A 12,390-nucleotide genomic window follows, 5' to 3' on the forward strand; every position below is an offset into this window, starting at 1 on the left:
GATTTTTGTAACACTGCCAACTAAGCGTGAGATTTTAAAATGAAGTTAGACAACATCGTCATCGTTTTAGGTAAACGCCTCGTCAATAACAAATTGACCTCTGAGGGCATAACCAGAGTCGAAGTTTTGTCTTGTAGGACTGCATCACTACCGACAGAGCGAACGGCGATTATTTTTTGTGGCGGAGTAACGCAAGGACAAAGCGTTTCTGAAGCAGAGGCGATGTACGCGTATTTTAGAACCCTAAACGCAGACTCTGTGAATCCGTTCCCTGAACGTCATATACTCTTAGAAACGGAGTCGTTGAACACGTTTCAAAACATGCGTTATGTTTCCCAAGTTTTGTGCAAAAGTGGGTTGTTCGAGTTATGGTCGGGGCATCCGGTTGAGGTTATCTTGCTGTCTAATGACTACCACCTCGAACGAATCATTGATATCCAGAATTTGATGGATGAGCAAGGCTTATTACGAGTACTTAAATCCGATTGCGAATCCATGGGGGTGACCCTCAATATTCCACTGGATATCAGCAAACATATTAGCGTGCCATACCCACATAAAGGGCTTATGGCGGAGACATTCTTGCTACTCGATGAACTCACAACCTACCGAGTTTATTTAGAAGGGATCAAGCATGGCGCATTTTTCCGAGATTTATCAATTGTCCGAAAAAAGCCACTTATGATCGCAAGAGATGCTATTCACAAATTGCTCTCTTTCCCGCTTGATAAAGAGGCTTTGCAACATATTGAAGAAATGAAAAAGGCCGTCGAAATGACGGCCTTGGATGAATCTGTAGGTGCTGCGGAAAAGGCATTAAGTATCTTCCATCCGATACTGACGGCATTGAACCGTCGCTTTGACCCAGAGTCTATTCATTAAGCTCGCGTTTTGTGCGGACGGCGCTTAATGCGATCAAACAGTAGCAAAGCAGTTCTATACCTTCTTCTGAGATATTTTTAACATCACGGATGTAATTTTCGTCCATCACTTGTTGCCAAAAACTACCCATACCATACAAACGAGAGAAGACTAATAATAGCATTACAGCACCAACTAATAGCTTCATATGTGGCACCGTTAAAATGGTCGCCATTTCGTTCATGGTACCTTTACCACCTTGGTAAGCTTTGGCGCAAGCCAGTGCGGTGACAGCAAGTGCTGGGAAAACCCAAGAGCCATGATGAATCATGTCTGTCCAATAGTCCGTTTCGCGAATAATCAGTACTGCAAAAAATCCTGCAATCAAAATAGCCGCATGCTTTAGCTGAGGCTGTTGTTTCGATAAGCTGAAAAACGACCATGATGCAATAGCAAGCATCACAAGCTGGAGCGTTTCTGTAACGGAAAGCTCGCCAAGGCTTGATCCCAACACGACATAATCAAGACGAAGACTAAGGTTAACGAGAATACTTATAGCGACAATCATCAAGGCGTTTAAACTCGATTTATAAATAATGCGCTTTGATTTTTCAGTAACAACGTTGCTTGGGGCTGACTCGGCTTCTTTTACTATTTGTGTTTTCATCTTGCTCACCTGTCCCAGAAAATGTGGAAGAAATGTGAATTAGTGTGATCTGTGTTTGGAATTTTATTGTCCAAGTGGAAAGTTATGTCAGGGGAATGTCAAGAATAGAACACTGTTCGATATAGGGTCGATGTGCGGTAAAGTCAGAGATATGTAAAAACAACGTAAGAACACTTTGATAAATCAAATAAAAAAGGAGCCCAAAGGCTCCTAAGTGATAGAGGGAAGGTGACGTATCGACAAAAATAATTAGTAGTTGTCACCCTCATTTTCTTTGTGATTCTCGCGATAGTATTCCCATTGCTCGACGCGCTCATTGTCAGACAGCACACAGTAAGTGACACGTTCGCCGTTTTCCGACACGGTATCCAGCTCACCACCTTGCTGAACACAGTATACGGCTGCGGGATTTGCAACGGAGGTATACTCAGTTGAGCGGGTCGCTCCCTCGTAAGTTGAACAACCAGCCAGTACCAATGTTGCAGCCATAGCCATCATTAAATTTGTCTTTTTCATTCTTTATCTCCGCATGGGGTGGGCGAGTATTGTATTGATTATAGGCAACTTTAAGAGATTATTGTCTTATCGATGTTAAAAGTAAGAGGGACGTATAAGAATTTAGATATTCTCATTTATTGCTGATTAGCACGTCACACTTTTGTTCTAGGCGTATTGTTGTGAAGGTCATATCAATCACTCCCTGACAAGCGCTCGAACGTACTTTGCCTACAACAATGATTTAAAGTGTGAAATTCGGTAATATGCGCACAAAACATTGACCGTGGTATTTTCGATGAGACATTTAAAATCGACCGTTCATCCAGACATAGAGCATTTGGATGACAAAATTGTTTTTCAGCGCAATGCAGCGCGAGCCATTGTACTTGATGGTGAAGATGTGCTGTTGCTCTATACAGAACGTTACCATGACTACACGTTACCAGGCGGTGGTATTGATGATGGTGAAGATGTCATTGCTGGATTAGTCCGTGAATTAGAGGAAGAAACGGGCGCCCAAAATATACATGGTATTAAGCCTTTCGGAATCTTTGAGGAGTTTCGTCCGTGGTACAAGGATGACGCTGACGTGATGCACATGGTGTCGTATTGTTATACATGTAAAATCGAACGTGAGCTAGGCGAAACGGCGTATGAAGATTACGAAGTTAAAAATGGAATGCGCCCGGTATGGATGAACATACACGAAGCAATTGCACACAATGAAAAAACGATGGCAGAAAGCCCGAAAAAAGGCATGAGCATTGAGCGCGAAACGTTTTTACTTCAGTTGATTTCTAAAGAATTACTATAAGCAGCTAGCTTGCATTATTACGACTTAGCTTCTGTTGGCTCTATTGTGGGCAAAGATTTTAGAGCAATAAAAAAGTCCGGACTCCCCCCCCCGGAACCCGGACTTATTCCAGACGCGCAAGCGAAGCGTCATCTTGATATGTTAGATTTGTTTCGAACTATGAAAACAATAGCTGTTTTACATTTAGTGTGTAAATAATTATTAGGTCTGACCATTGGTTTTCATGTTTTTTGCAAACGCAATGTGACGCATATCTACCCAATTGCCAAGCGCAATTGGGGCGCTTTTTAGTAAACCACTACTCTTTCTTATCTTTGAGATACCTTACCTCAACTTTTTTGCACACGTTTGCATAGAGATCACGAGTTTTCAAATTCGCCGAACAGGATCTTGTAATTTTACGTTTCTCTGACATTGGGCTCTGTCGTAGCTTTTATCACAAATTAACTAGCGGAGGCAGTCGGCTAAAGTCGACCAGCGGTTGTGAAATCATAGGAGTGTCTGGAGCAAACAAGAGTAAAGGTTGAAATGATGAGGATTGTAACTGACCGATATCTATCAACTTTTCCAATGCATAGAAGCGGCTGACGTATTGACGAGTCTCGTTAGGCAGCGTGAGTTGTTGGAAATCTCGACTTCCTGCTTGCTGAATAGCACGTGCAACGCGTCCTTCTCCGGCATTGTATGCAGCTAAGGTCAGAGCCATATTTTGATCGAATTTGTTGTATAAAAACGCCAGGTACTTGAGCGCGGCCGTTGTGCTGGCTTCTGTGTCAAAGCGATCGTCTTGTTTTGTATTTATCGTTAATCCGAATCGTTTCGCTGTGGTTGGTATCAATTGCCAAAGTCCGGCGGCGTTAGCATGAGAAACGGCTTTGGGATTGTAAGAAGACTCTAACATTGGCACTAAGGCTAGGCTATTTGGTAATGAGTGGTTTTGAAGCTGTTTGAAAATGTGGTTAATTACCGGTTTGGATGAATCGAGACGCTTGGCAATTTGTGGCTTATATGGGGCTAATACTTGATACTGCGTTTGAATATCGACAGCATTTGGTTTTGCCTGGCATGTGAATGGAAGGTAGGACAGAAAGGCAATAAAAATAAAAAGGCCTACAGTACTCAGCCGAGATGGCGACTGAATCTGTAGGCAAGACGAACATCGTTTAGAACGATTTATCTTCATAAGTGTGTTGCACAGGTTGTTTGAGTTGACTGACCAACTCATGGAACGCCGCAGAGCTGTGGCCATTGCTCTGATTGTATTGTTGGCACTGACTTACCAACGTTTCCAATAGCGCCCATTGTTTTCTAGCTTGCATACCTATTTGGGCAGGCAAAGCGTTGAAAATTCGTTTTACGCTGGCGTCATTACACGCTAACCCCAGCGCTCGCATACACTGGCTTCTGTCATTGGCGGAGCGGCTGAGTTTATTGAGTATCGGCATTTGTTTCTGAACATTGTCGTTCAGTGCCTCTCCATCAAACTTTAAGTACAATACCTTTTGCTGCTGAAGCAAAGGAAGCAGTTGTTGATAAAGCTTAATATCCTCAGATATAGAGCGAACAAATTGTTGAATTCGCTGCGATACTGCGCTTGCCATGATGTCTTCCTAGCGTTTTATTACTCGTGACCTGTATGGAACTGCATGATTGCCTTGGATAGCACTTTTGTATCTAGGCTAAGTTCACCACGCGCTAATGCGTTGCGTACTTGTTCTACTTTTTCCATATCAACATCAGGTAGTGATGCCATTTCAGCTTGAGCGCGATCTATCGCTACGGTATTCGCTTGAAATGCAGGCTCGTGTACTTTGCTCTGTTCGACGACGTCGACAGGCTGTTTGCTTGCTTGCTGTAATTTTGTTTGTGGGACATGACCGCCCGCGACTTTGTCGATTTTCATGCTGTGGTCCTCATCATCATGTTCTAAATTAAGTAGGCGGTTAGAATGTGATAAACATTAAATATTTTTTTTGTACTCGAAGTTCAGTGTTACTGACGAGAGCCAAAATTAAAAAATGTTACCCCGAGTCAAAAAATCAAAATTGAGTATGAACCTGGTTTAATCCAGTTACGACTGCTCTTATGACCTTGCCCGAACTTGGGTTTTCCACGTCAATTTGTTGCCCTTTCGCTCCATCTTCTAAGGCGACTCCTTTTGTGCTGGCACTAAATCCATTTTTGCTCGCAATGACTATGACTTCATTGCCTTTCTCGATTAGAGGTGGGGCCGACAAATTGGATGGATTAACCACTTGTCCAGCCCGCAAACGACGAGAGGTTTCTAAGCCTACTGCTTGCTCGGGGCGAGTATAAAAATCGTCTTGGCGAGAGATGGTTCGGGTTTCAAGCTTTATGTGTTTAGCCGTTACGGCTTCATTTCGGCCAACCGTGGTTGTCGCGACCAAAACAGGCAGAGTCAGCGAAGACTTTATCGTAACGTTAATTCGCCATGGTGATGCGATATTGTCGCAGCTGACTGAGCGCTTGAGGTTACCGACTGGCAACGTGTTGTTGTCACGACCTGTGATAACTAAAGGCGATTCACATTCTGGCAAGTGATTGGCTGAACCGGGCACCCACATGTCGAAGTCTAGTTTGTACTCCCCCCACTGATTGGAGAGCGCTACGCGATCCACCTCTTGTTCGAAATCCGTTGCTACAACGGACCTTATCTCTTCAACGCTTAGGGTTTTGTCATTGGTGTTGGCGAATGCTTGTTCTGATGTCAAAGCGAGTAACGTCAGCATTATTGTTGAGGAAGTAGACACTTTCCTCTTGTTTTTAATGCTTTCCGAGAACCGGAAGTTTGGCTTCCATCCTTGTTTGTAAATCATTGATATATATGGCTATTTTTTATGGCACGTATCTTGTTTGTATGTTGGCGTATTCGAGCCAACTGTAAGGAAGATGCATGGCGATCACATTTGAAAATGCTTTAGGAGTACATCCAGAGGCACTTAATTTTCGCGTTCAGCGTACCAAAGTCCTCGCCAGTAACCTAGCAAATGTTGACACCCCTGGGTATTTGGCGAAAGACCTAAGTTTCACCACCGTAATGAACCAAGTAACGGCAGGTGGTGTGAACAAACCGGTGCCAAAGTTCCAGGTTCAGGCCCAATACTCGGTGCCTTACCAGAATAGCAAAAATGGCAACACCGTAGAGCTTGGTGTTGAACAAGCAAAATTCACGCAAAACAACATGGACTTTCAAACTAGCCTGACGTTTCTCAACATGAAATTTAATGGCTTAGCGAAAGCGATTGAGGGACGTTAATTATGTCATTCACTGATATTTACTCGATCACTGGTTCCGCGATGACAGCACAAACTGTGCGTCTTAATACGGTAGCCAGTAACCTAGCAAACGCAGATGCAGTATCTGCAAATCCAGAAGATGCTTATAAAGCGCTTAAGCCAGTATTTGCGACTGTGTACCAAAAAACGCAAATGACAACAGAAAATGGAGCTTATCCCAATGCAGAAGTTCGCATTGTTGACGTTGTTAAAAATGCTGGAGATGCAGAGAAGCGTTTTGAGCCGAACAACCCACTGGCTAATGATGAAGGCTATGTGTTTTACCCAGATATTGATGTAGTTGCTGAAATGGCAGACATGATGTCCGCAACACGCAGCTTCGAAACGAATGTTGAAGTATTAGCCAATGTAAAAAGTATGCAGCAAGGTCTGCTTAGATTAGGGCAGGGTAGCTAATGAGTATTGCACAATACACCCCTTTATCGTCTGACGCTCCAGTAAATACAAAATCAAAAGACAGCAACGGTATCTCACCAAACCCTAAAGACATGAACAGTGCTTCTTCATTGGAGAATGAGTTTATTTCTTTGATGGTGGCTCAAATTCAAAACCAAGACCCACTTAACCCCCTTGATGGTACGGAATACGTTGGTCAATTGGCTCAGTTCTCGCAGGTACAAAGTACCGAGAATATGTCTAAGACAATGCAACAGAGCATGGTGTTACTGGACAACATGCAAGTGCTGTCAACAGCAGGCCTTGTTGGGCAAACGGTTTACGTCAATGCGGATGAATTTCAGCTTGGTGAAGACGTACAAAACGGAAAAATCGAACTCGCTCATAGCTCAAACCAAGTCACGTTAGTTGTTAAAGATGAATTTGGTCAATCAACTAAAGTGCCACTAGGTGCTCACGGCAAAGGTGACGTCGACTTTTCAATTAATCCTGAAGAACTTGGTCTTAAACCAGGCAAATACTCAGTGGCCGTAGAAGTGCAAGAAGGGCAAGCAAGTCCAAATGTGCTGATGGCAGGCACTGTTGAGCAAGTGCGCATTCCTAATACCGGTGGCGCAGCATTAGTCAATGTCCATGGCGTTGGCAACGTTCCTTTCTATCAAATCACTCAGTTTGGTGCTTAACCAAATACGGAAATCAGAGGTCTATTTATGAGTTTTAACATCGCACTAAGTGGTCTGGACGCGACCAACACAGAGCTAAACACAATCAGTCACAACATTGCCAACGCATCAACGTATGGTTTTAAAGGTGGCCGCACAGAATTCTCCGCTGTATATAACGGCATGCAACCTGGTGGTGTGGAAGTCGCGTCAATTTCACAGAACTTCGACAAAGACGGCAGTATCACAGGAACTGGCCGTGCGATGGACCTAGCTATTAATGGCGGTGGCTTTTTTGTTACTAAAGATAATATGGGTCAAATGTTGTACACACGTTCAGGTGTGTTCTCAACGGATAAGAACAACTTTGTTACGGCTAACAGCGGTGCAAAGCTTCAAGGTTACAGTGTCGATAGCAACAACAACCTAATGACAGGTTCTGTGGGTAATATTCAGGTATCGACTTCCTCACTGAATGCTAAAGCAACAGACAGCTTAGATTTTGTTGCGAACTTCGACGCAAGCGCGTCTGTTATTGATAAAGCCGTAACGCCATTCAATCCAAAAGATCCAAGCTCATTTAACTCGTCTTACACAACAAAAGTCTACGACTCACTGGGTAACTCGCACACGGTAACTCAGTACTTTACTAAGACTGCTTCTAACTCGTGGGAAGTGAACGTTCAAGTAGATGGCGGTACGACGCCAGTAGCAACTGTGCCTGTAACGTTTGGTAAAGACGGCTCGCTTTCAGCACCAACTGCGCCGTTTAATGTTTCATTCCCTGCTGCAGGCGCGAACGCGATGAGTGTAGACATTAACCTGAAAGGCAGCACGCAATTTGGTGCAGCTTTTGGCGTAAGTACTAATAGTCCTAACGGTTACACATCAGGTGAACTTGCAGGTGTACGCGTTGAAGGTAACGGCATGGTTTACGCGACTTACACTAACGGCCAATCACAGCTACAAGGTCAGGTTGTTCTTGCTGATTTTGCAAACACACAAGGCTTAGCGAAAGTGAGTGGAACATCATGGACTCAAAGCTTTAGCTCAGGTGCTCCAATTATGGGTGTTCCGGGTTCAGGTACGATGGGTGACCTAACTCCGGGTGCATTAGAAGGTTCTAACGTTGACTTAACCAGCGAGCTTGTTGCTCTAATGACTGCACAACGCAACTACCAAGCAAACGCAAAGACAATTTCTACCAGCGACAAGCTTACTCAAGCTTTGTTTAACGCGGTGTAATGGGAGTTTTGCATGGATAGTTTGTTATTTACGGCAACGTCGGGTGCCAGCCGAGTTCTTAAAGCGCAGCACGTTCGTTCAAACAACTTATCAAATGCTGATACTGCGGGTTTTCGAGCGGATATGGAGCGTGTGCGTAGTGTAGAGATGCAAGGCCCAGGTTTTGATGGTCGCACTATGGTTGTGACCAACTCTGCCTCAACACGTTTCGACGCTGGCGATATTGTGAAAACAGGACGTCCGTTGGACGTTGCGGTTATGGGGGAGGGATATCTCTCTGTAGAAACCCCAGCGGGTAACGAAGCTTACACCCGTGCAGGCAATATTCAGGTCGATACTTTTGGCGCTCTAACAATCAATGGGTTCCCTGTCCTCGGTGACAATGGTCCTTTGGTTGTGCCGGATTATCAAAAGATTGAAATCAGCGAGCGTGGTCAAGTCTCAGTGATCCCACCAGGTGGCGGCGCAGAAATTGTGGCAGGCACTTTGAAGTTGGTTAAACCGGAAATTAATCAACTGCAAAAAGAGAGCGATAGCTTGCTGCACAGCGTAGATGGCGTGCCATTCGCGGCAGATGAAACCGTGCAACTCTCTCCTGAGCACATTGAGGGCAGTAACGTATCTGCTATTGATGAATTGGTTAGTGTGATGTCGCTGACGCGCAACTTTGAAATGCAAGTTCGCATGATGAAAACGGCGGAAACTCTAGCAAAAGCTGGTAACAAATTAATGGCGGCGAGCTAAGTCTCGCCCCGCAAGGAGTAAAAAATGCATTCAGCATTATGGGTAAGTAAGACAGGCATGGCAGCGCAAGACACGAAGATGACTGCCATTTCTAACAACCTAGCAAACGTAAACACGGTTGGCTTTAAGCGTGACCGAGTCGTATTTGAAGATCTTTTCTACAGCATTCAGCGTCAACCAGGCGCACAAGTAGACCAAGTTAACGAACTACCAAGTGGTATTCAGCTAGGTAGCGGTGTTCGCGTTGTTGGCACACAAAAAGTGTTCACGCAAGGTAATACCCAAAACACAACGCAAGAGTTGGATCTTGCTGTAATGGGTCAGGGTTTCTTCCAAATAGAAAACTCGGACGGACAGATCATGTATACACGTAATGGTCAGTTCCATCGAAACTCAGAAGGCTTAATGGTGAACAGTCAGGGCCTGCCTTTAGAGCCTCAAATCCAGATCCCAGACAATGCGGTCTCTTTCTCTGTGGGTGTTGATGGCACAGTGACTACAACAACAGCAGACGATCCAACACCTCAGCAGCTTGGTCAAATTACACTTGCAAAATTCATCAATCCAGCCGGCTTAGAGGCCATGGGTGGCAACTTATTCCGTGAAACGGAAGCCAGCGGTCCAGCTGATGAGCTGATTGCAGGAGCTGATGGCGCCGGCATTATCAAGCAAGGTGCACTGGAAGGGTCAAACGTACAAGTAGTAGAAGAGATGGTCGACATGATCACCACTCAACGTGCGTATGAGATGAATGCGAAAGTGGTCTCTGCTGCAGATGACATGCTGAAGTTTGTTTCGCAATCAATGTAAGTATGAAATTGGTGATGATGAAGGAAAAAGCAATGAAATGGCTTTCTAAGAGTTGGGCAGTAGCCGCCGTGTTGCTGGTGGGATGTGCTGGCCGTCAGGAATTTATTCCGCCTGAGCCGAATGCTGAGGAATATGCACCACCAACGCTCGATTACACGCTGCCGGAAACCCAATCTGGTAGCCTTTATCGTCACCAATACACGATGACTCTGTTCCAGGATCGTCGTGCTTACCGAGTTGGCGATGTATTAACGGTTCAATTATCAGAAGAAACCTCATCGAGTAAAAATGCGGGTACTAAGTTCGGTAAAAGTTCAGCAATTAACTTTGTGGCGCCGACCATAGGCACGAAAACTATCGATGAGTTAGGGGTTAGCGTGGATGGCAAACGTAACTTCGATGGCAGTGCATCAAGTTCACAAGGCAACAAGCTTCAAGGTGCCATTACGGTAACGGTACACGAAGTATTACCTAATGGCGTATTGCGTATCAGCGGTGAAAAATGGCTTCGTCTGAATCAAGGCGACGAGTTTATTCGCCTAACCGGTATCGTCCGTGTGGATGATATTAACCGCAGTAACCAAGTTTCTTCTCAACGAATTGCTGATGCAAGAATTACCTACGCAGGTCGCGGAGCCCTAGCTGACAGCAACGCAGCCGGGTGGCTAACTCAGTTCTTCAACAGCCCATGGGTACCTTTCTAATGAAGACAATGCAATCTTTCTTTATGTCTCTCCTATTGGTGTTGACCTTGGGACTACCAGGCACTTCACATGCTGAAGCGGAAATTCCGATCATGGACTTGGTCGATGTTCGCGGCATTCGAGAAAACCAGCTGGTTGGTTATGGTTTGGTGGTTGGCTTAGCCGGCCAAGGTGACCGAAACCAAGTGAAATTTACCTCTCAATCTATTACCAACATGCTACGTCAGTTTGGGGTTCAAATTGATGACAGTATGAACCCTAAGCTACGAAATGTGGCTTCTGTGAGTGTGACAGCGTCCGTTGATCCAATGGCAGGCCCAGGACAAACGTTGGATGTGGTTGTGTCTTCAATCGGTGATGCAAAGAGCCTTCGCGGTGGTACGTTATTGCTAACGCCTTTACGTGGTATTGATGGCGAAGTGTACGCGATTGCGCAAGGCAACGTGGTTGTGGGGGGCTTATCTGCAGAGGGGCGAAGTGGCTCCAAAGTAGAAGTAAACACACCAACGGCGGGTCGCGTTCCGAATGGTGCGACTTTAGAGAGAGAAATCAAAACCGATTTCAACCAACGTGATGAAATCACCCTAAACCTGCGCAAGCCTAGCTTCACTACAGCAAAAAATATTGCGCGTGAAATTAACAACACTTTTGGACCTAACGTTGCAGTTGCGATCAATAAAGCTCGCATTGATATGCGTGCACCAAAAGATACACAGCAGCGTGTCGTCATGATGTCGATGCTTGAAGAAATGAGCGTCGTTGAAGGCCGTAAACCTGCTCGTATTGTCTTTAACTCTCGCACTGGCACCGTGGTGATAGGTAAGAGTGTCAAAGTAAGTGAAGCAGCAGTAAGTCACGGTAACTTAACCGTGCGAATTTCTGAATCACAACAAGTTAGTCAGCCTAATGCGTTTGCAAATGGCGATACGAAAGTCGTTAACCAAACGGATCTTGATGTGAATGAAGATCTCGCTCAGATGGTGATTTGGCCTCCAGGCACGGAACTTAACACCATAGTTAATGCGGTAAATAGTTTAGGTGCCACGCCTACAGACTTGATGTCTATCCTGCAAGCTTTGAGTGAAGCGGGTGCATTGAACGCTGAATTGGTCGTGATATAAGGAGTTAAGGATGAAGCTAGACAGTACCAATGAACAAACTCAGTTAAATTCGATGCTTTATCACGACAACAGTGCATTGGCTCACATCAAGCATAGTCGTGATCAAGAAGGCGCACTTGAAGTCGTCGCAGGTCAATTTGAGGCAATGTTCCTACAAATGGTGTTACGCCAAATGCGTAGCAGTAGTGATGCTCTTGCTGATAAAGACAGCCCGTTTGCCAGTCAGCAACAAGGGGTATTCCGTGATATGTATGACGGTCAGCTGGCGATGGAACTAGCAAAGAAACAGAGCTCAGGCATTGCCAATATGCTCATCCAGCAGCTGAGCCCGTCTATGCGTGAGGTTGCTTTCGATGCTGCGCGTAACATCTCATCCGCTAACGATGGTAAAGGTTCGAATTCTGAATCTATCTCACAAGTAGATTCTAAAGAGGTGGAGAAGAATTCAAGCCTATTTAATACCGCTTCTCAAGCAGGGCAATCGCATGAAAGTTCCCATTTTTAAAGGGCTCTCGTCAAATTAGTATCTTCTAATTTACAAGGCGTTTCT

The 12,390-nt window shown here is 44.9% G+C and carries 17 protein-coding genes; 11 read left to right on the top strand and 6 right to left on the bottom strand.

Translation table 11 applies throughout. The features are described 5' to 3' along the window. Positions 1–39 precede the first annotated feature (39 nt). Entirely contained in the window at positions 40–882 is an 843-nt protein-coding gene (locus R8N49_RS15765) for a YdcF family protein (RefSeq protein WP_182039439.1), read from the top strand. Here the strand turns inward: R8N49_RS15765 and R8N49_RS15770 are convergent. Both R8N49_RS15770 and R8N49_RS15775 read right to left on the bottom strand, forming a co-directional pair. Then, on the bottom strand, positions 872–1,528 hold the full coding sequence (locus tag R8N49_RS15770) for a hypothetical protein (protein ID WP_005374025.1): 657 nt from the start codon (positions 1,526–1,528) through the stop codon (positions 872–874). The genes R8N49_RS15765 and R8N49_RS15770 overlap by 11 nt on opposite strands. A gap of 249 nt (positions 1,529–1,777) precedes the next feature. After that, positions 1,778–2,044: a DUF333 domain-containing protein gene (locus R8N49_RS15775; protein WP_005374023.1), complete on the bottom strand. Its 267-nt coding sequence runs from the start codon at positions 2,042–2,044 to the stop codon at positions 1,778–1,780. Between the two features lie 277 nt (positions 2,045–2,321). Here R8N49_RS15775 and R8N49_RS15780 point away from each other — a divergent pair, with 277 nt between their 5' ends. Next, complete coding sequence (locus R8N49_RS15780; RefSeq protein ID WP_005374021.1) at positions 2,322–2,840, top strand: NUDIX hydrolase; 519 nt, start codon at positions 2,322–2,324, stop codon at positions 2,838–2,840. 436 nt (positions 2,841–3,276) lie between these two features. Here the strand turns inward: R8N49_RS15780 and R8N49_RS15785 are convergent, their stop codons facing one another. The 4 genes from R8N49_RS15785 to flgA all read right to left on the bottom strand — a co-directional run bounded on the left by R8N49_RS15785 (position 3,277) and on the right by flgA (position 5,677). After that, a complete protein-coding gene (locus R8N49_RS15785; protein ID WP_021707687.1) occupies positions 3,277–4,023 on the bottom strand; it encodes a lytic transglycosylase domain-containing protein in 747 nt (248 codons plus the stop codon). Beyond that, positions 4,004–4,441, bottom strand: coding sequence for a flagellar export chaperone FlgN (gene flgN / locus R8N49_RS15790; RefSeq protein WP_005374018.1), 438 nt, complete (start codon positions 4,439–4,441; stop codon positions 4,004–4,006). The genes R8N49_RS15785 and flgN overlap by 20 nt, the downstream gene beginning before the upstream one ends. 20 nt (positions 4,442–4,461) lie before the next feature. Continuing rightward, positions 4,462–4,743: a flagellar biosynthesis anti-sigma factor FlgM gene (gene flgM, locus R8N49_RS15795; protein WP_005374016.1), complete on the bottom strand. Its 282-nt coding sequence runs from the start codon at positions 4,741–4,743 to the stop codon at positions 4,462–4,464. 136 nt (positions 4,744–4,879) lie between these two features. Then, positions 4,880–5,677: a flagellar basal body P-ring formation chaperone FlgA gene (flgA, locus tag R8N49_RS15800; RefSeq protein WP_171342657.1), complete on the bottom strand. Its 798-nt coding sequence runs from the start codon at positions 5,675–5,677 to the stop codon at positions 4,880–4,882. A gap of 77 nt (positions 5,678–5,754) precedes the next feature. Here flgA and flgB point away from each other — a divergent pair, with 77 nt between their 5' ends. Genes flgB through R8N49_RS15845 form a run of 9 tightly spaced genes read left to right on the top strand, consistent with a single transcriptional unit; the run spans position 5,755 to position 12,345 of the window. After that, positions 5,755–6,117, top strand: coding sequence for a flagellar basal body rod protein FlgB (gene flgB, locus R8N49_RS15805; RefSeq protein ID WP_005374013.1), 363 nt, complete (start codon positions 5,755–5,757; stop codon positions 6,115–6,117). Between the two features lie 2 nt (positions 6,118–6,119). Then, on the top strand, positions 6,120–6,554 hold the full coding sequence (gene flgC, locus R8N49_RS15810; protein WP_005374012.1) for a flagellar basal body rod protein FlgC: 435 nt from the start codon (positions 6,120–6,122) through the stop codon (positions 6,552–6,554). Next, a complete protein-coding gene (gene flgD / locus R8N49_RS15815; RefSeq protein ID WP_171342656.1) occupies positions 6,554–7,237 on the top strand; it encodes a flagellar hook assembly protein FlgD in 684 nt (227 codons plus the stop codon). The genes flgC and flgD overlap by 1 nt, the downstream gene beginning before the upstream one ends. A gap of 27 nt (positions 7,238–7,264) precedes the next feature. After that, positions 7,265–8,461 (top strand): flagellar hook protein FlgE, encoded by a 1,197-nt coding sequence (gene flgE / locus R8N49_RS15820; RefSeq protein WP_005374010.1) that lies wholly within the window; start codon positions 7,265–7,267, stop codon positions 8,459–8,461. Between the two features lie 12 nt (positions 8,462–8,473). Next, on the top strand, positions 8,474–9,205 hold the full coding sequence (gene flgF, locus R8N49_RS15825; protein ID WP_005374009.1) for a flagellar basal-body rod protein FlgF: 732 nt from the start codon (positions 8,474–8,476) through the stop codon (positions 9,203–9,205). Positions 9,206–9,229: 24 nt separating this feature from the next. Next, entirely contained in the window at positions 9,230–10,015 is a 786-nt protein-coding gene (gene flgG, locus R8N49_RS15830; RefSeq protein ID WP_005374008.1) for a flagellar basal-body rod protein FlgG, read from the top strand. Positions 10,016–10,047: 32 nt separating this feature from the next. Further along, complete coding sequence (gene flgH / locus R8N49_RS15835) at positions 10,048–10,719, top strand: flagellar basal body L-ring protein FlgH (protein WP_017635111.1); 672 nt, start codon at positions 10,048–10,050, stop codon at positions 10,717–10,719. Then, positions 10,704–11,840, top strand: coding sequence for a flagellar basal body P-ring protein FlgI (locus tag R8N49_RS15840; protein WP_373920861.1), 1,137 nt, complete (start codon positions 10,704–10,706; stop codon positions 11,838–11,840). The genes flgH and R8N49_RS15840 overlap by 16 nt, the downstream gene beginning before the upstream one ends. Before the next feature lie 10 nt (positions 11,841–11,850). Continuing rightward, a complete protein-coding gene (locus R8N49_RS15845; RefSeq protein WP_318190015.1) occupies positions 11,851–12,345 on the top strand; it encodes a rod-binding protein in 495 nt (164 codons plus the stop codon). Positions 12,346–12,390 lie beyond the last annotated feature (45 nt).

The sequence above is a fragment of the Vibrio sp. 1978 genome (assembly GCF_033344345.1).